The 18,437-nt window shown below is 37.0% G+C and carries 17 protein-coding genes; 6 read left to right on the plus strand and 11 right to left on the minus strand.

Annotated elements, in window-relative coordinates; translation table 11 throughout:
• Positions 1-13: 13 nt before the first annotated feature.
• The 4 genes from CEF19_RS03830 to trhA all read right to left on the minus strand — a co-directional run bounded on the left by CEF19_RS03830 (position 14) and on the right by trhA (position 3,127).
• Complete coding sequence (locus tag CEF19_RS03830; RefSeq protein ID WP_100404847.1) at positions 14-577, minus strand: GNAT family N-acetyltransferase; 564 nt, start codon at positions 575-577, stop codon at positions 14-16.
• 245 nt (positions 578-822) lie between these two features.
• The gene (locus CEF19_RS03835) at positions 823-2,022 is read right to left on the minus strand and encodes a putative glycoside hydrolase (RefSeq protein ID WP_100404848.1); all 1,200 of its coding nucleotides are present in this window, start codon (positions 2,020-2,022) and stop codon (positions 823-825) included.
• 49 nt (positions 2,023-2,071) lie between these two features.
• A complete protein-coding gene (locus tag CEF19_RS03840) occupies positions 2,072-2,302 on the minus strand; it encodes an excisionase family DNA-binding protein (protein ID WP_100404849.1) in 231 nt (76 codons plus the stop codon).
• Positions 2,303-2,479: 177 nt separating this feature from the next.
• Complete coding sequence (gene trhA, locus CEF19_RS03845) at positions 2,480-3,127, minus strand: PAQR family membrane homeostasis protein TrhA (RefSeq protein WP_100404850.1); 648 nt, start codon at positions 3,125-3,127, stop codon at positions 2,480-2,482.
• 156 nt (positions 3,128-3,283) lie between these two features.
• Here trhA and CEF19_RS03850 point away from each other — a divergent pair, with 156 nt between their 5' ends.
• The gene (locus tag CEF19_RS03850; RefSeq protein WP_100404851.1) at positions 3,284-3,826 is read left to right on the plus strand and encodes an HD domain-containing protein; all 543 of its coding nucleotides are present in this window, start codon (positions 3,284-3,286) and stop codon (positions 3,824-3,826) included.
• A gap of 372 nt (positions 3,827-4,198) precedes the next feature.
• Positions 4,199-5,194 carry a sodium:calcium antiporter gene (locus tag CEF19_RS03855; protein ID WP_100404852.1) on the plus strand — a complete coding sequence of 332 codons (996 nt, stop codon included), beginning with the start codon at positions 4,199-4,201 and terminating at the stop codon, positions 5,192-5,194.
• A 101-nt stretch (positions 5,195-5,295) separates the two neighbouring features.
• Here the strand turns inward: CEF19_RS03855 and CEF19_RS03860 are convergent, their stop codons facing one another.
• Complete coding sequence (locus CEF19_RS03860) at positions 5,296-5,853, minus strand: TlpA disulfide reductase family protein (protein WP_100404853.1); 558 nt, start codon at positions 5,851-5,853, stop codon at positions 5,296-5,298.
• A gap of 86 nt (positions 5,854-5,939) precedes the next feature.
• On the opposite strand from CEF19_RS03860, the gene CEF19_RS03865 reads away from it, so the two are divergent.
• Positions 5,940-6,128, plus strand: a complete 189-nt coding sequence (locus CEF19_RS03865; protein ID WP_100404854.1) for a hypothetical protein — start codon at positions 5,940-5,942, stop codon at positions 6,126-6,128.
• 200 nt (positions 6,129-6,328) lie between these two features.
• On the opposite strand, the gene CEF19_RS03870 is transcribed toward CEF19_RS03865, so the two are convergent.
• Positions 6,329-7,273, minus strand: coding sequence for a diacylglycerol/lipid kinase family protein (locus CEF19_RS03870; RefSeq protein ID WP_100404855.1), 945 nt, complete (start codon positions 7,271-7,273; stop codon positions 6,329-6,331).
• A 140-nt stretch (positions 7,274-7,413) separates the two neighbouring features.
• Here CEF19_RS03870 and CEF19_RS03875 point away from each other — a divergent pair, with 140 nt between their 5' ends.
• The gene (locus CEF19_RS03875; protein WP_100404856.1) at positions 7,414-8,640 is read left to right on the plus strand and encodes a zinc-dependent alcohol dehydrogenase; all 1,227 of its coding nucleotides are present in this window, start codon (positions 7,414-7,416) and stop codon (positions 8,638-8,640) included.
• 16 nt (positions 8,641-8,656) lie between these two features.
• Positions 8,657-9,748, plus strand: a complete 1,092-nt coding sequence (locus CEF19_RS03880) for a class II aldolase/adducin family protein (RefSeq protein WP_100404857.1) — start codon at positions 8,657-8,659, stop codon at positions 9,746-9,748.
• A gap of 153 nt (positions 9,749-9,901) precedes the next feature.
• Here CEF19_RS03880 and CEF19_RS03885 read toward each other — a convergent pair whose 3' ends face one another.
• Both CEF19_RS03885 and CEF19_RS03890 read right to left on the minus strand, forming a co-directional pair.
• Entirely contained in the window at positions 9,902-13,036 is a 3,135-nt protein-coding gene (locus tag CEF19_RS03885; protein WP_100404858.1) for a beta-galactosidase, LacZ type, read from the minus strand.
• A gap of 279 nt (positions 13,037-13,315) precedes the next feature.
• Positions 13,316-14,431 (minus strand): MGDG synthase family glycosyltransferase, encoded by a 1,116-nt coding sequence (locus CEF19_RS03890; RefSeq protein WP_100404859.1) that lies wholly within the window; start codon positions 14,429-14,431, stop codon positions 13,316-13,318.
• 194 nt (positions 14,432-14,625) lie between these two features.
• Between CEF19_RS03890 and trpS the strand changes: the two genes are divergently transcribed.
• Positions 14,626-15,615 carry a tryptophan--tRNA ligase gene (trpS, locus tag CEF19_RS03895; RefSeq protein WP_100404860.1) on the plus strand — a complete coding sequence of 330 codons (990 nt, stop codon included), beginning with the start codon at positions 14,626-14,628 and terminating at the stop codon, positions 15,613-15,615.
• Positions 15,616-16,198: 583 nt separating this feature from the next.
• Here trpS and CEF19_RS03900 read toward each other — a convergent pair.
• The 3 genes from CEF19_RS03900 to CEF19_RS03910 all read right to left on the minus strand — a co-directional run bounded on the left by CEF19_RS03900 (position 16,199) and on the right by CEF19_RS03910 (position 18,151).
• Entirely contained in the window at positions 16,199-16,945 is a 747-nt protein-coding gene (locus CEF19_RS03900) for a YjbA family protein (protein WP_100404861.1), read from the minus strand.
• Between the two features lie 98 nt (positions 16,946-17,043).
• The gene (locus CEF19_RS03905; protein WP_100404862.1) at positions 17,044-17,256 is read right to left on the minus strand and encodes a YuzI family membrane protein; all 213 of its coding nucleotides are present in this window, start codon (positions 17,254-17,256) and stop codon (positions 17,044-17,046) included.
• Between the two features lie 64 nt (positions 17,257-17,320).
• Complete coding sequence (locus tag CEF19_RS03910; RefSeq protein WP_100404863.1) at positions 17,321-18,151, minus strand: DUF2268 domain-containing putative Zn-dependent protease; 831 nt, start codon at positions 18,149-18,151, stop codon at positions 17,321-17,323.
• Positions 18,152-18,437 lie beyond the last annotated feature (286 nt).

Here is an 18,437-nt window from a genome sequence, read left to right on the forward strand (position 1 = left end):
ATTTTCGGCGCTTCTATAGGCTAGATTGTTGTTTCTCTTCATCAAATGTTAAAACTTGATCGACCTCTTCATACGACGTTCCATAAAGCTCTTCATCTTTGTACGTATGAATAACCTCATACGTGTGCTTCATTTTTTCATATATACTATGCTCAGATTCATCCGATGGAGACCAATATAAAATTTCCAATACATTAATTTTTTGTGTCGCAAGAGAACGTCTACGGTATCCTATTGATTCTGCATGTTTAAAGCCTTCTCTATTGTAAAACCGGAACCTTTTTTCAGTGTCTGTATCTTCGTAATCAACAGGTTCTACCTCTAAAATAATTGGTTTAGCTTTCGCTTTTAATTGATTAAGTAATTTCCTACCTAACCCCTGCCCTCTTGCCTCCTTAGAAACAAATAAATAATCAACAAAAACAAAGTCATCTGTTTCTACATACATCATAACATGATTTTGCCCTTCATCCTTATGGTAAATGTCTGCTTTATCTTTTAGAAGCAAATCCATATGCTCTTTTGATTTCATTTCTTCTATTGGAAAATACTGATTTAGTTTCTCATACCAGTTCAAGATTATAACCCCCACACAATGTCATTACTTCTATTATATGCTTCATTACGCGCTCGTTAAACATTGTTATTTCGGTAAAAACAGGTAAGAATCTCCTTTGTTTAGTCCCTTACAAGGTTATCAACCTGACTCATACATTCTCATCATTATTCTCCACCATTCTCTTATGTACAAGAAAGAGCGCCTATTTAAGAGGCTACTGAAAAAAACCTTCTTCGGTAGCCTCTGTTTAACGCTTTTTCTAGTTAAGGTTTATAATTAACCCCTTGTGTATAACGATTTGTTGCATTCCAAAGTAGATATTCGTTAATTCCCTGCTCGTTTAATGCCCTAATTTGATCCTCTACTTCAGCTTTACCATATTTTTTATAGTTTCCCGCACCAAGCCAACTTGCTGTAAAATCTTGAATCCAAGGTCTAGAAGTTGGAGGCGATTCTAAAGCTGCAAGAACTTGCTTTTCTACTTTTGCATACTCAACTGTCAATTCATAAGGATGTAAGTCAGGTTTATCTATTCCAAAATAAGGGGTCCAGTGACTCGGATATATCATTGAAGAGATAACATCTACATTCGATGCAATTTTCGAGAAATTTTGGCCAATTCCTGGAGCTTCCTTAATTGTGGCAGAGTACCCAAAAATATCAACTGAAACATCGATGTTATAACTATCTAATTGTTCATTCGCATAACGGACAAAATCATTTATTGCATTAACTCTTCGTTGGACGTTATCATCACCGTCTCGATACTCACCTAATTCGTACTCAAGTTGTTCATCTCGTTTTTCAAAACCTTCAGGGAAGCGAACGTAATCGAATTGAATTTCTTTAAAACCCTTTTCTGCCGCTTTCTTAGCAATATCGACGTTATAATCCCAAACTTCTTTTAAAAATGGATTAACAAACGCTTCGCCACGAGCATTTTTCCAGACCTGGCCATTTTCCGTAAAAGAAAGTTCTGGCCGCTTCATTGCGAGCTCCGTATCCTTAAAAACTACGACACGAGCAATAGGATAAATTTGCTCCTTTTCTAAAGTGGACATTAACTCTTCTACATCACCAATGTAATTTTTAGAAATATCATAGAAAGGAGACTCCTTCTCGGGTCGATAGGTCAAATAGCCATTGTCCTCTTTAATATCAATAACCATTGCATTAAGCTCCGTAGAATTGACAAGTTCAAGTAATGTACTAAGGCGTTGACCTCCTGCTGAATTTCCTGTGACATAAATTCCCCGAACCCCATCCTCTGGATAAGTGAATTGATAGCCAGAATCAAACATGAAGCGCGCCATTGGATCTGGTAGACTAAACACGGTTTTGCTCATAAGTTTGCCAATATGATTTTTGGCTATGACTCCTTCACTCTCCTCGGCAGAAATAACAATAGGCAAAATACTTGTCAAGACTAGAAGCAAGAGCACCCAAACCAGTTTTTTCTTCATTTAATCACAGCCTTTATTAAGGTTTTTATCCATATTATTAGTGTATGTCCTAGTCCTCATCTTTAGCATCCCAATCTTCAGGAAGAGGTTCCTGTTGTTCCTGAGCAAGTTGGATTCTTTTTAGGTCCAGTTGTTCCTTATGCCATATAAATTGTTCTTTATTAATCAGATATTCTTTTCCGTCAAAAACTGCCTTAATATGACCAAGCTTTATTTGGTCGTACACATATCCTTCAGATAAATTCAAATATGCTGCTAACTCAGCTACCTTTACATACATATAAAGCCCTCCTCATCAAATTATACCGTTATCCGTCAGAATTTGTCATCTCGTTTTTTTAAAGACTGTTTATTTTAAAAGAACTCTTTGATAGCTCTCCTTGAAAGAAAAAACGGTTGATAAAATAAGGGTTCTCAACAGATAAACGGTTGAGAACCCTTAGCAAAGACTTTTAAATTAAACCCTTGGCAATAGGTGCCAAAAAACTAAAAAGAAATGGCACGTACTACCTGCTAATACAAACAAATGCCAGACTGCATGATGAAATTTAAAACCTCTCCAAACATAAAACACCGTTCCAATTGTGTAACAAAGTCCCCCTGCAACTAAAAAAGTTATTCCTACTGTGGATAAGGCCTCTATAATTGGCTTAATTGCAAATATAACAAGCCATCCCATTATAATGTAAAAAATGGTCGACATGAATAGAAATCGTTTCACAAAATATGCTTTAAATATAATTCCAATTAAAGCTAATCCCCAAATAACTCCAAATAGAGTCCAGCCTAGTTTTCCTTGAACGACAATAAGCATAATTGGGGTGTAGGTTCCTGCTATAAAAAGATAGATTGAAGCATGATCTAAAATTTCGAACAAGTTTTTAACTTTACCAGCAGGTAAACTATGGAGCATTGTTGAAGAAACGTAAAGTGTAAGCATCGTCACTCCAAAAATGGTGAAGCTAATAACATGTAAAGCATTGCCATAAATACTCGAGAACACGATGAGTAAGACCAAGGCTGCTATACTAAGGATAGCACCAACCCCATGAGTAATTGCATTTGCAATTTCCTCAGACTTTGAAAACGTATGAGTTGAACCCATAATTCGCCCCCTTCAATTATGATAATTATATCAGATTACTACAACTTTACAACTTATGGGGTCTCCATTTGGGACTTTGAAGTTGCCTCAATCCGGTAGGATTTATATAATAGATAAAATACATTTTTGAATGGTAAAAATAAAGGAGGGTTGGCAATGAGATATGTGACATTGACACAATTATTTGAGCACCCTATTACCCAAAAATATGTTAAACGCTCGGGGATGGCGCATGCAATTGCCTGTGCCTATCACGCTTACCGGTTAGCTAAAAAGTACAACGTCAATCCAGATCACGCAACAAAAGCAGCCTTTCTTCACGATATTGGGCATTATACATGGTATAGAAACGGCCAGTGGGATTATGACTTATATAAAGAAAATGATATCCATGCAATAAAAGGAGCAGAGCGAGCTCATAAATTATTAATACGTCTTGGTGAGCATCCTCGTTCAGCAAAATCAATAGCTTTAGCCATTCTTCTTCATACTGACTCTTATCTACCCCAGGGGGAGCTACATTTAAATCCTCTCCAGCAAGTTGTGGCAAAAGCGGATGAAGCAGATGAAGAACCTAGTGGCGAACATCACTATCGACAGATTTCAGACATGCGCGCGAAAAGAATGCTTCATGCTTTAGATGAGAAGGTAAATAATGCTCTAAGCAATTGGCATAGTGCAAATGAACAAAGTGGTTGAAATAGCCAATCAAAAAATGAGATCACTAAGTGGCGATAACGCTTTATTTTAAGCCCGATATAAAGCACTCAACACTGTACGAATCATAAAGACTTTGCATGAAGACAACCTAAAAAACACTAATCGAAGTAGAATTGACGGTTATAAGCCTCCTGTGTTAAGATTTAAAAAATTGGATAGATAGCCCAAAAAGGGGAGTAGCGACCAGTCGGTCAATGAATCGTCATGACAGTGATGCCATTCACTCGGTTCATTGAGCTTTGTAAAAAATACAAAGAACGCAAGACCTTTTTATGAGTGTTTCGCCTATTTTAGGGCAAACTATCATAAAAAGGTCTTTTTTGTTTTTATTTGAATAGGAGGTATACACTCATGGTATTTATTTGGTTCACCCTAGCAGCAGCTATTACCGTATATGCAGCAATAAAACTTTCTACATACGCAGACACAATTGGTGAAAAAACTTCACTCGGCGGCATGGTTGTTGGCACAATTTTTTTAGCAGGTGCCACATCGTTGCCCGAGGTTACAACAAGTGTATCAGCAATTGTCCTTGATACACCGGATATAGCTGTAGGAAATGTGTTTGGGAGTAATATGTTCAACTTACTTATTCTTGCCTGTTTCGATTTATATTTTAGAAAAAATCAAATTTTTTATGGGACTTCTAGAACCCACTTTTATACTGCTAGTGTTGGCTTACTGCTTGCGATTACTTCCTTATTAGCATTAACTTTAAGAATTGACTATACAATACTCGGGGTTGGGATAGATGTTTTAGTTATACTAAGTATTTACGGATTTGGTGTTTGGATGGTATCAAAATTATCTAAAAAATATCCTGAAGAGGCCAATACAGCAAGTAATGAGTCAGATAACACGCATAACCTTTCTGCCGTCCCCTTGAAGAAGGCGATTATTGGCTTCATTATTGCAGCTATTGTAATAATGGGAGCGGGTACGTTGTTAACAATTTTAGGTGATGAAATTGCTGTTGTTACGGGTCTTGGAGCAAGTTTTGTTGGTAGCTTTCTTATCGCATTAACAACTTCTTTACCTGAAGCGGTAGCCGTTCTCATTGCACTGAGGCTTCGTAACAATAATTTAGCTATAGGATCAATTTTAGGAAGTAATCTTTTTAACATTTTAATTTTAACTTTGTCGGATATTATTTATCGAAAAGGTTCGATTATTTCTGCAGTTTCTGAAGTTCATCAAATTACTGCAGCCGCGGTAGGGATATTATCAGTTGTCGTTCTTTATTCCTTAATAAGAAAACCACAACTAACAACGTACCGTTATATGGTTCCTTCGGCGATTCTCGTTGTTTTATATTTCATCTCTTCTTATTTAATCTTTATTCAATAAACCTTGCGGCTTCTCCGAATGAAGACTTTTTCCTTAACAATAAGGCTATCTCAAAAGGTGAACCTGACCTTTGAGATAGCCTTATTAGTAACATTGTTCCCTTAATCGCGAAGGACAATTAAATCTTCCATTACGCCGTAAGTAAGTCCTCCGTTTATACGCTGAATAATAACGCCTTTCTCATCAATCACAATGGTCGTCGGAATCCCAATCATCTGATACTGTTCCATTACATCCCCTTCTTCATCAAGAAGAACATCAAATGGGGCTCTAAAATGATTCAGAAAAGGTTGGATTTCTTTTTTGTTTTCTTCTTGACTGGTCATATTCACAGCTAAAAATGCTACACCTTTAGCACTAAGACGTTTTTCCATTTCCACTATTATAGGCATCTCTTCCTGACAAGGACCACACCATGTTGCAAAAAAATTAATTACAACAGGTTGACCAATAAAATCTGACAGTGAAACTTCTTTCCCTCTAAGTGTCTTTAACTGAAAGGGAGCAGCTTCGTTTCCTACTTGAACTCCTTGTTGAACTGAAGCAGCCACCGCCTCCTCTACTTGTTGAAAGACGCTTTTTGATTGACTGTACAAAAATCCGACCCCACATAATAGAATAATTAAAACACTCCGGTAAAACGCTTGACGATTTTTCATTCCTCACGCCTCTCTCCGTTCTAAAATAATGCTATAATGTAATGTATGTCTATTAAAGAGAAAACATGCGAAAGAGGGAAGTCTCTGTGTCTAAAATACAAATTTTTCAATTGATTGGTATCCTTGCTTTAGCTATCTATGTTGTCATTTCTTATGGAAATGAGGGGCGAATTGAGTGGCTATTTTATACGATAGTAGTTATTAATATTGTTTTATGGGTACTTCGGCAAATGGAACGAAAAATAGAAAAACAGAAGAATGATGCGGAAAAATAAGAAACTTCCGCATGTTTTTGTCGATATTCGTGCATATTAGTCATACGAAATACACGAATGGATGATGAAAATGAAAGTTTATTTTGCCAATATGAAAGAATATCTTTACTGTTTCTTAGAGTTATTTTATGAAATTGAATACGAACAACCTAAAGATTCATTCTCGAAACAACGTCAATTTCATAAGAGCTAAAATTGTGTCAACGTGATGGCGGCAAGCTAAAACCCTTAGCCTTTCTTCTTTCGGCTGCCGCCCCCAACGAGTTGTCGGAGATTAAGTAAAGTTCTTCTTTTTTTATTGAGATTGTTACAGGGCTGTGACCAATATTTTCTCCATCACCATGTATGAGTAATGGTTGTTCACTTTGGATATGAACAGAATCTGTCTGATATGTAGTCACTCCCTGACAATAAACATGACTTCCCTTATAAACTCGAGGAAACAAAGAGAGTAGTTTCCATTTTGATAAACCGTGTACTACACATACATCTAGCTTACCATCTTGACTATTTGCGTTCGGACAAATTTTCATTCCCCCCCCATAGTAAGGATGGTTCGCTACTGCCACTAACCAAACATGATTAAATGTTCTCTCTTCCCTACCTACTGTAACCTTAACTGCTGATGGATTATAATAAGATAAAACTTTTAGAACACTATACAGATAAGCTAACCGACCTAACCATTTTTTGTACCTCATTTGATTGGTTACTCTAGCAACCTCACCATCAAAACCCAAGCCGATTACTGTGATGCAGTGTCTATTTCTCATTTCCAACACATCTATTTTCTCAATCCGACCCTTTAGAATTAAGTCCACTTCTTTTTGAACCTTCCTTGTTATTCCTTGAGCTCGTGCAAAGTCGTTTCCTGAACCAGTTGGAATCACTCGAAAAGGAAATGATGTTCCCTTTAGATAATTGATTACTTCGTGAATCGTTCCATCTCCTCCAAGTGCGACAACAGCTTTTATTGGTTTTTTGGAAGCTTTCAATTTAGTAATAAACTGCTCCAAATCCTCTTTATTTTGCGTCATAAGCACTCTATACATAATGTCTCTTTTCAACAAAATCATTTCAACTTCTTTCCAAACATTTAACGAACGACCATTTCCAGAATGCGGATTGACAACAAATGCATACATAGCAATCTCCCCTTTGAGTGACTACCATTTTTCCCTTTCTACTTTTTTATATACAACCTTTTTTATGGAAATAAGAGAATAAAAACCATTTCTTTGCACAAGTTAAACAAATAATGTTACATCTTTTCAGAGGTGATTCAATGAATGCGCTTCAGTTTAAATTTGATATCTCTAAGTACACCGCGTCAAAAATACTAGGTCGTTGGTTCCCTTCTCTACATTGGCATCCTACTTTATCTTGTCTTAGCATGTCTCAAATTAAAGAGCCTCCTTTACCAAATGAAGATTGGGTGAAAATCAAGGTGAGATTCGGTGGTATTTGTGGCAGTGATATGAACTTACTTTTTTTACATGATAGCCCAGCTACTTCTCCGTTTGCCTCTTTTCCTTTTACAATCGGGCATGAGGCAGTAGGTCAAATTGCTGAATTGGGAAACAATGTTGAAGGATTTTCAAAGGGCCAGAGAGTTGTCGTCAATCCTCTCTTATCATGTGAAAGTAGAGGATTGGAATATTGTCCTGCATGCCAACGAGGCGACGAAAGCCTCTGTCATTATAAGACAAAGGGAGATATCGGACCGGGTTTACTTATTGGAGCTTGTAAAAAAACAGGGGGAAGCTGGAGTCCTTATTTGGTTGCCCATAAAAGTCAGATTCTAGCCCTTCCTGAGGAGGTTAACGATTCAAACGGTGTACTAATTGAACCTTTTAGCTGTGCATTACATGCAGTCTTACGAAATCCTCCAAAACAAGGTGGACATGCACTTGTTATAGGGGCAGGGATGATCGGGCTTAGTATCATTGCTGCACTAAAAGCTCTTGACTACTGTTGTATCATCACTGTTTTAGTGAAACATACATTTCAAGGTGAAATGGCGAAAAAACTCGGGGCAGATTATGTTGTTTACTTAAATGACTCCTATATCAAACAAGTAGCAGAAATTTTTAAAGCAGAGCGACTAAGACCAATTTTTGGTCAAGAAGTCATTCAAGGTGGTGCCGATACTGTCTACGAATGCGTCGGAAATTCAAAAAGCGTAAACGATGCACTCCGCCTAACACAAAGTGGCGGAAGTATCGTTTTATTAGGCTTAGCAAGTATGATGAAAATCGATTGGACAACCGTTTGGTTAAACGAATTATCAATTAAAGGATGTTTCGCTTATAGTTCAAATGAATTTGAGGGAAGTCGCAGGAGTACATTGGACATTGCTATCGAACTAATGAAAAGAGGGAAAGTCGACCTTTCTTCAATGATTACGCACCGTTACCCTCTTCATGAATATAAGACAGCTTTTTCAACAATAACCAATAAAAGCAGTAAACGAGTAATTAAGGTAGTTTTTGAGCATGACATTCGGGTATAGGAGGCAATATTAATTTATGAGAAATTTCATGATGGGTTCACGACCAAGTAGTACTTATCTACAACATTTTTCAAAAAATCTTATTACTGTGTTTTCAAAGAATGGATTTTCCTTTACTAATGAATCTCTGGAACCACTTCAGTTAGTTTTCCACTTTATTACAGAAGATGAGGTGAAACCGTTCCGTCGCAAAGCCCAAGGGACATTTGTCGTTGCCATTCTTGAGAGTAGTGGAGAACCTTATGATTTATTTAAAGAAGTTTATCCATTTTTAATTCGTTCACTCGCTAATCATTTAATTTATATTAATCATCAACATGAAAAAACAACCTTACATTTTCTCACACCAGAGCAAGGATACTACTCGATTGAATATGGCAGTGGGGATAATGAAGACACTTTTTTTGATAAGATTTACGAAAGACTCCAGCCTTTAACCTGTTCCAAACTTGTGATTGATAACCACTACTCAGAAGATTTGCCGACTGCACTTTGGGAAGGTAACCAAACTACCTTATCTTTAATGGAATCAGGAAAACGATTAGATAATATGAAATTACTTCCAGCTCCTTTCCCTCTTGATACCTATTTGAGTAAACGAGATTTGCGTCATCTTAATAAATTATTTGGATTAGGGGGATTAAGTTATGGGAATTTGAGTGCCAGGTCTAGTCAAGACAACTTCTGGATGAGTGCAAGCGGAATTGACAAAGGGAATATGAAGGAAATCGGTCGAGATATTCTTTATATAAAAGGTTACAGTCAAGAACATAACCATATTGAGGTTAGTATTCCTCCAGATATACAACCCAAAAGGGCTTCTGTTGATGCAATTGAACACTGGATGATTTACAAAGAGCATTCAAATGTAGGAGCCATTGTCCACGTTCATGCATGGATGGATGGGATAGAAGCGACAGAGATTAATTACCCTTGTGGCACGATTGAACTTGCGGAAACCGTCGCCTCCCTTATTCGCGAGGCAGATAAACCTGAAGAAGCAATAATTGGGCTCAAAAATCATGGACTGACGATTACCGGACCGTCGCTTGAAAATATTTTTGAACGGATAGAAGGAAAAATTGTAAAGCAAGTTCCAATGAATTAATTTGAATATCAAACTTATCAACTAGATAAAACTGTCTCAAAAAACAAAAGGATATGATTATAGTTTCGTTCGCTACTTCCCTTACGATGAGAAAACCCCTCATCGTAAGGTTTTAAAAGATGTAGCGACTTCGAACATTGCGAAGGAATATGTTTATTTCTCCTCAATGCCCTCTATTGTATATGAATACGTGTAAGTTTTATCAGAGTAAAGTGTAAACTCTGGATGGGTAATCGCTCCCCAGCTATCGTCACCACCAACTCCCATTTGTTTGTAATTTATACGCAAACACACTTTATCACTTTTAGGTAGTTTATATCCATGGTCGTTTTCCTCAAGTTCTATAGGCGTGTAAGGTAAAGCATTTATCTCTACTGGTTTTAAACCGGTTACTTTTAATCCAACAGCATCTTGGTTTGTTATCGTTGCCCATCTCACATCTGTTTTGTTACCGCATTCCTGTGGTTTTAGGTAAGGGACATATTGATCTTGGATCTTTCCAGTATATATCCCGATCTTTGCACCGAGCGCTCGGTCCCAATAATTTTCATGTGGTCCCTTCCCGTACCATGTTATATTTTCAAATGAATGATCCATTGTTAACATCATCCCTATTTCAGGAAGCTCCGGGAGGTTCTTATCTGGGATTAATTCTTGCTCAACATGTATGCGCCCATCCCCTGTAATCAAATAATTTACATTACAGAATGACAATGATGTAGTTGGTAGCTTATATTCTACAGAGATTTTGACACCCTGGTCTGTTACATCATATGTGAAAGAATACACTTCACGTTTTTTACTAGCTTCTCTCCACGTTGCACTTCTTTCATTTAACTTATTTCCTCTATCATTATCAGTCATCGCTCGCCAAAAGTTTGGAGTTGGTCCACTTTTAATTAATTCTATCCCCTTAAAACTAAAGGATCGTATATCTCCATTTTTTTTATTAATAATAACCCTAAATCGCGTTCCATCAATTTCTAAATTTAAATTTGATTCTCTTGTTTTTAGCACTTCCGGATTTGAGGCTTGCTTATCCATCACTCTGTTTACTGGTAAAATAAACTGTTCAAATGCTACCTCATGTCCAGATTTTGTCCATATAGTATCTTCCTTCAAACGAAGACTAACCGTCAGGATATATTCATTTTCCTTCTCACGTTCTTTAAGGTTTAATTTATCTAACTTAATGATTTGTGAAGTAGTTGGTTCTACACTAATCTTTTCAGAACCTGTTTCTGTCACTTCCCCATTTTTCATTACATTCCAATCTAGTTGATAGTCTTCCAAATTTGTAAATAAATAATTATTTGTCACTTTAAACGTACCTGTAGTGACATCTACAGTCTCAAACCTTACATTTTGGTAGCACTTTTTCACTTCTGCTATTTTAGGGCTGATTTTACCATCCCCAAAAATGAGCCCATTGCCTGAAAAATTTCCATCATGTGGCGTTTCACCAAAGTCTCCACCATAAGCTAGATACTCAATTCCATCCGACGTTTGAGTTCTAAGTGCCTGGTCCTTCCAATCCCAAATAAATCCGCCTTGAAGGATTGGATACTTCTCAAATAAATCAGTATACTTGTAAAGGTTACCACATGAGTTCCCCATTGCATGGCTGTATTCGCACAAAATATATGGTTTGGCATTCTTACCAATGACTTCTGCCTTTTTTGCATATTCTTCAACAGCATGTGGACGGATGTACATCGTACTTTCGATGTCAGAAGCAGCTTCTGAGGCTCGGTAATGAAAAACCCCTTCATAGTGAATCACTCTTGTTGGATCTTGCTCTTTTAAATAATTATGCATTTTTAAGAAGTTATCACCACCAAATGATTCGTTCCCAAGTGACCAAATGACAATGGAGGGATGGTTCTTGTCGCGTTGGAGCATTGAATTGCATCGGTCTAGCACGTTTGCTGTCCACTCTGGTCTACTACCAGGAACAGTTTCACCCAACTCCTCCTGTCCGTATTTCCAAGTTCCATGTGTTTCAAGATTTGTTTCATCAATTACGTAAAGCCCATACTCATCGCAAAGATCATACCATAGTGGATGATTTGGATAGTGAGACGTTCGAACCGCATTAATATTATATTTTTTCATTAATTTAATATCGTTCACCATATCCTCATAATTGACCGCTCTCCCTCTTTCAGCGGCAAACTCATGACGATTTACTCCTTTAAAAACCACTCTTTTTCCGTTGATTTTCATAAGACCATCTTTCAACTCAAATGTTCTAAAACCAACTTTACAGCTTTGTGCTTCAATAAGCGTTCCATTTTCATCTTGTAAGCTCAACACAAGAGTATAGAGATTTGGTTTTTCTGCACTCCATTTCAGAGGATTTTCGATAGGAGCTGAAATATTTATAGATGATTCATATTCATCTAAATTCCCATTAATCCTTACCTGTTTATTTAATATTTCTTTATTTTCCTGAGTGGTAAGACTAGCGATAATAGCATAGGTACCTAACTTTCCAGCTAAATATCTTTTTAATTTTGCTTGTATAATTAGTTCCGCATCTTGATAATAATCATCAAGTTCTGTTACAACAGAAAAATCAGTGATATGGACATGCGGTGTTGAATACAAATATACATCCCGAAAAATCCCACTCATTCTCCAAAAATCTTGATCTTCTAACCAACTCGCATCGCACCATCGATATACTTCTACAGCAAGCTTGTTCTCACCTTCAACAAGGTAAGGGGTTATATCAAATTCAGCAGGAGTAAAACTGTCCTCGCTATAACCAACGAGTTCACCATTTATCCACAGGTAAAAAGCGGACTCTACCCCTTGAAAGCTAATATAGACTGGCTGATCCTTCCATGCATCATCAATTGAAAAAGAGCGAATATATTGACCTACTGGATTATACTGTGTTGGAGCAAACGGCGGCTGAATGTCTTCTTTTCCCTCCCATGGATAACGAAGATTTGTGTAGTGTGGGTAATCGATTCCTTGTAATTGCCAGTGAGCCGGCACTGTAATTTTGTCCCAAGATTGATAATTGAAATCACTTTTATAAAAATCTAAATTTCGTATTTGTGGGTTTTCTACAAATGAAAAATACCACGATCCATTCAAACACTTATAAAAACTAGAATTAGAACGTTCCCCTTTTAACGCTTCCTCTACCGTTTCATATGAAATGGCTGTCGCATGAGCTGGTAATCGATTTAGTTGAAAAACTTCTGGATTATTGTTCCATTCTGGGTAACCATTTTCAGGAGGGTTATACTTGAATTTATTTAATTGCTTAAACATAGCTTTGCTTCCTCATTTCTTGAATATTTTATTCTCTTTAACTAATTATACCTAAATAGTACAGTTCCTTCTTTTCGCTAATATAAAGCCTCAGATATGAGTAACATTCCTTGAAGAAATGAGAACGCTTTATAATACACCACCTACTAACCCTTTTTTGTATATTATAACAAGAAATGATGATAGTCATAAAATATTTATTATATAGATATTAGTTAGGTTTACCTTTATTTAAGCTCAAAAAAAGACCCGGAAAGGTCCTTTATCTTAAAACACTATTTAACCCTCCTTCTTGGAGGCCTCCAACATGTCAATCGCTTGAATAATTCTTTGAGCTGCGTCTGGTTTTTTTAATTTTTTAGCATTTGATACAAGGGATGCATAATAGACTTTATCATCAAAAATTCTATCAAGGACATCCACCATCTCCTTGGCAAATTCAACCTTTACAGCAGTCCCACACTTCTCTAAAAAATCAGCATTCTCTTCTTCATGACCAGGGACTGAATCACAGATAATGACCGGTGTTTCACAGGCTAGTGCCTCTGACATTGTTAATCCACCTGGTTTTGAAATAATAACATCACTCGCTCTTATGTAGCGTGTAAAATGTTCAGTGTAAGGGATAACCCGAATACAATGCTTACTTTTAACACGATCAATTTGCTGACCTATCTTCCTATTTGTTCCCGTCATACATATTACTTGTATCGGTTCTTTCAATTGTTCAAGTTGATTTATAATCTCCACATATTTGCTTAACCCAAGTCCGCCCCCGGTAATGACTACCGTTTTAACGGAGGGGGATAGCTGTAGTTCTTCCCTTAATTGCTGACGAGGAATAGTAGTGTCAGGAACTGCTTTTATTGGAATACCAGTACAAAAGCATTGCTGAATTGGTATGTTATGTTTTTTAGCAAACTCTTCAATTTCTGGAGAGGCCGTAAAGTAACCATCAATTTCCGGTCGAGCATACGCCGGATGTAATCCTAAATCAGTAATCACCGTGTAAAGAGGAATACTAAGTTTCTTCTTTTTCTTTAAAGCAACTAAAAATCCCGTAACAAACGGATGTGTAGAAATCATCATTGTTGTTTGATTTCTTTCGATCATTTGATAAAGCTGCTCACTGAAAACTGAACCTAGCTGATCCATTAATAAGAACCATGAATATTTACCACTATATTTATAAAGCTTCCCCCATAAACGAGGAGTAAAACGAAGCATATTCAAATAGCCTTCTAAAAATAATTTATGCAAGAAAGGATGGATGGAGTAAAACGTATCAATAATCGAAACATCGAAACCTTGTAGCTCAAATTGTTCCTTTAAGGCACTAGAAGCTTCGTTATGACCATTTCCTATCGATGCAGAGAATATTGAGATGTGACTCATAAACGAACCTCTTTTCCATTACCATGCTGTCCATCGTCTTATGTCATCTATAGCTTATTGTTCACTGAAATAATTAGAACATTCATGTTTTCTATTTCCATTTAAGGCTGGCACCTCGCAAATACGCTATGTTTTTTTAAAGCAATCTGATATGATTTTAAGGTGAAAGTGTAATTAGAAAGGATGTGTGCCCTATGAAAACTGTTTTTTCTGGAATTCAACCGAGTGGGACGTTGACACTTGGTAATTATTTAGGAGCAATGAAACATTTTGTAGATATGCAAGAAGAATATCATTGCTACTTTTGTATTGTAGACCAACACGCCATTACGATTCCTCAAGAACGGTTAAAACTTAGAGAGAATATTAAAAGTCTTGCTGCCCTTTATTTAGCGGTTGGCATTGACTATCAAAAAGCGACGTTATTTATTCAATCTGAAGTTCCAGCGCATGCTCAGCTAGGATGGATGATGCAATGCGTTTCTTACATTGGCGAGCTCGAACGGATGACGCAATTCAAAGATAAGTCTGAAGGAAAAGAAGCTGTTTCGGCTTCGTTACTTACATATCCTCCACTCATGGCAGCTGATATTCTTCTCTATAAAACTGATATTGTTCCAGTTGGTGAGGATCAAAAACAACACCTAGAGCTAACTAGAGATTTAGCCGAACGCTTCAACAAAAAGTATAACGACATTTTTACGATACCCGAGGTGAAAATACCTAAGGTCGGTGCTAGAATTATGTCACTTAATGACCCTTCAAAGAAAATGAGTAAATCAAATCCTAATCCTAAAAGCTATATCTCAATGCTAGATGATGAAAATACTATCACAAAAAAAATCAAAAGCGCTGTCACTGATACAGATGGCGAGATTCGTTTTAATCGTGAAGAAAAACCAGCTGTTTCTAATTTACTTTCCATCTATTCTTTATGCTCGGGAAAATCAATTTCTGAACTTGAACAGCAATATGAAGGAAAAGGATATGGGGATTTCAAAGCAGAGTTAGCCGAAGTAGTTGTCCAAACCTTACGTCCAATTCAAACACGTTACTATGAATTGGTTCAATCCTCAGAACTTGATGCCATACTTGACCAAGGTGCAGAAAAGGCGAATGCTGTGGCTTCTCGTATGGTCGAAAAAGCTGAACGAGCGATGGGATTAGGGCGTAAAAAGCGTTAAAATCCATAAGAACGCTCTTCTAACTCATAAGTTTTGTGAGCCTTTAAATAAAGAAAGGGGTTGTGTCATAAGGATAAAACCGGCCTTATAACACAACCCCTTCTTTTTAATTAATAGCCGTTGTTTTTTTTCCAAATCTTTCCGACAAAAAAAGAAAGTCCTAACGTTCCTACAAGTAAGACTATCGTCATCACTTGCATGACACCATATGCAAATCCGTCCATTCATTCTCCTCCTCACTAATTCCTGTTTCTTTATTATAGGTAAGAAACGAATGCTTGTAAACGTGCGAATGAAAACGTTCATACGTTTCTCACAGTTCTAGATTATCCTCATTTATTTTAGAGAAGCATCACTTTCCAACTGATGCTTCGACTTCTCTAATTTATTATCCCAAAATATTCATAAAAAGAGAGCCATTTTTTTAATTCTAGTGATATTTCAAGTTGAAGATGATAACCTCTTTCATATGAAACCAATTGGTTTCATATACACCATATAAAATTAATTCACTTCGTGCAAACAAAAAAAGGGGATGTGTCCTAAGGTTTTTGTCCTTATGGTACCACCCCCTTTAATTCGATTATTTAACACTTTCACCTTGCTCTAATTCCCAAAGCTTTTCGAGAAAGCTTTGACCTTTAACCATTGCTTCACATAGGGAATAATGTTGGCTTGTCCAACCTCTACTCACAGCAGAAAATAAACCTTCCCATGCCTCGTCACGGTCCATTATTTGAATGCTTTCATATTCCTGTGGGGCCCATTCAGTATACCAGTACCGAACCTCCGCATCATGCCCCGTCGTGTATAATTGGTCTAAAGCCATATATAAAAGCTGCTTTAATTGTCTTTCCTTGCGAGTAAGGCCTATCATCTCCTCTGGTTTAGGAGAAAGGATATGATATCCCTTTGTTTCAACCTTTTCTTCGAATACGAATGTTTCTAACTCATTTTGCATTAGTAGCTCTTGGACCATTCTTTCCTGTCTTGGTGTTAGTCTGCTTTTTCTAATTGGTGTTTTATACCCCATTGTATCAATCGCGATTGTTCGATTACCATCAGTTGCAATGAAACAATAATCTAATTGAATTCGAGACATATTCTTCCGCAAATAGCTTTGATTATGAACAGCCAGTAATAGACGATCTGGTAATTCTGCCATATCATTTTCAATATAAGTAAATAAATCTTCACTCACTTTTACCAGGATTGCTTGATCGAGTATCTCAATCCGGTCTTCGGGTCTCCACTCAATAAAACTGCACACGTTATACCCATTTTCCTCACCTTCAAACCAATTGACCCACACATCCCTAATATGGACCATATTAAGTCCCCCTTACTGTGAATTGAATTGTATCCACAGTATAGGCAAGCCGTAGGAAGTTTATTCCACTACATAAAAATCATTTCAGACATTTATTATCATTTTCTTTTTTCCTTCGTTTGATGACTTAACGCACCTATCGTGAGCAAACTACCAAACACAAATAGATAAAATTCAATTCGAACAATGATGAATTGTAAATAAGATAGAAAATGATACCCTGTCCTTAATAAGTTTAAATAAGCAAGTAAACTTATTCCTCCAGCAACAGCAAGACACAAGCCAATTAGTATTATAAAAATTCTAATCATTTGTTATTCCCACCATTTCGCATTGACCTATTTGGCTATCTATCCCATGCTAGGACACCTCCTATTATAAGTACGTGGATTTATCGAAAATCTCTTTTGCGGGGCATCTTAACCACAAAACAGTATCACGGTTCGGTTCGTTCTTCATTGCAGACTGAACAACTTGAAAACCATAATAATAACCTAGCCATTTAGGTATTCCTAGCTGTACCGATCCATATAAATAATGAAAATGTTTCTCTCTTCCTTTTAACAAAAGATGTGGAGAAATCCAGCGTTCAACCCATTCCTTCTTCCACAATTGGTTATAATGGGACGTCCATCCCGCAAGTGCATGTTTGCCAATCACGTCTTCAACCGCAAGTTCTGCAAGGCCCTCCATAACCATCGATTCGAGCAATGTAATCGTCTCTTCTGTTTCCTTAGTCACTTCAAGTCTGCAAACGTGATGATACTCGTGTGTAAGTAGCGCTCGAACATCGTCCACACCTGTATTACTATCAATAAAGAGAAGAATTAAATTAGGAAGAGACAAGCCCATCTTTCCCCCAAGATGTGTTCGAATCATTTCATGTCGTAATTCCACTGGAAAAAGGTAAATAGGAACCTCAGGACCACTCCATTTTTCTTTCAAGAGGTGAAAATGCTCCTGGATAACCCTCCACCAGTCTTTCTTTCGAAACGTTTCCAAGGTCTCACTTAAATCAACGTCTGGACGACATAGCCCCATTTCAAGCAAATATTGATGGAGCCCGTTAGCATCCTTCGTTTGGAATTGCTGTAAGAGTGGATGAATGAATGTTTGCTGTTGCAACATATACCATTCATTCTTTCTTTCTTTAGACCAGTGTTTCGTATAAAGCTCAATCCACTTGTTGGTTCTTACAACGCCCATTCCCCATTCCCCCTCTTATTCCTATTCTATGAAAAATTTTTAAAAAATGACTCGCCGATTGACCAATTGACTAAATATTTCAATGGAAAGAGAGATCTAATGCAAACAGTCAAGAGTTTTTTAGTAGATTAACCGTTTTAACCATGGAATTAAATGTACCTTTTGTTAAATTTCAAAAAACATTCTTGTATAATTAGGATAAGAGGGCACGGAAAAAGGTGAAAATCACACCCTTTTTTTAAAATCCTCAAGAGATTGCAATTGTTCCGATCGTCGCGCGTCCTCT

This window comes from Bacillus solitudinis (assembly GCF_002797395.1).
Taxonomy (GTDB): domain Bacteria; phylum Bacillota; class Bacilli; order Bacillales; family Bacillaceae_D; genus Halalkalibacter_A; species Halalkalibacter_A solitudinis.

Bases quoted from the DNA above. Each gene is read 5' to 3' on its own strand.
- CEF19_RS03835 (WP_100404848.1), bottom strand. From the start codon at position 2,022: ATGAAGAAAAAACTGGTTTGGGTGCTCTTGCTTCTAGTCTTGACAAGT.
- CEF19_RS03840 (WP_100404849.1), bottom strand. From the start codon at position 2,302: ATGTATGTAAAGGTAGCTGAGTTAGCAGCATATTTGAATTTATCTGAA.
- trhA (WP_100404850.1), bottom strand. From the start codon at position 3,127: ATGGGTTCAACTCATACGTTTTCAAAGTCTGAGGAAATTGCAAATGCA.
- CEF19_RS03850 (WP_100404851.1), top strand. From the start codon at position 3,284: ATGAGATATGTGACATTGACACAATTATTTGAGCACCCTATTACCCAA.
- CEF19_RS03855 (WP_100404852.1), top strand. From the start codon at position 4,199: ATGGTATTTATTTGGTTCACCCTAGCAGCAGCTATTACCGTATATGCA.
- CEF19_RS03860 (WP_100404853.1), bottom strand. From the start codon at position 5,853: ATGAAAAATCGTCAAGCGTTTTACCGGAGTGTTTTAATTATTCTATTA.
- CEF19_RS03870 (WP_100404855.1), bottom strand. From the start codon at position 7,273: ATGTATGCATTTGTTGTCAATCCGCATTCTGGAAATGGTCGTTCGTTA.
- CEF19_RS03875 (WP_100404856.1), top strand. From the start codon at position 7,414: ATGAATGCGCTTCAGTTTAAATTTGATATCTCTAAGTACACCGCGTCA.
- CEF19_RS03880 (WP_100404857.1), top strand. From the start codon at position 8,657: ATGAGAAATTTCATGATGGGTTCACGACCAAGTAGTACTTATCTACAA.
- CEF19_RS03885 (WP_100404858.1), bottom strand. From the start codon at position 13,036: ATGTTTAAGCAATTAAATAAATTCAAGTATAACCCTCCTGAAAATGGT.
- CEF19_RS03890 (WP_100404859.1), bottom strand. From the start codon at position 14,431: ATGAGTCACATCTCAATATTCTCTGCATCGATAGGAAATGGTCATAAC.
- trpS (WP_100404860.1), top strand. From the start codon at position 14,626: ATGAAAACTGTTTTTTCTGGAATTCAACCGAGTGGGACGTTGACACTT.
- CEF19_RS03900 (WP_100404861.1), bottom strand. From the start codon at position 16,945: ATGGTCCATATTAGGGATGTGTGGGTCAATTGGTTTGAAGGTGAGGAA.
- CEF19_RS03905 (WP_100404862.1), bottom strand. From the start codon at position 17,256: ATGATTAGAATTTTTATAATACTAATTGGCTTGTGTCTTGCTGTTGCT.
- CEF19_RS03910 (WP_100404863.1), bottom strand. From the start codon at position 18,151: ATGGGCGTTGTAAGAACCAACAAGTGGATTGAGCTTTATACGAAACAC.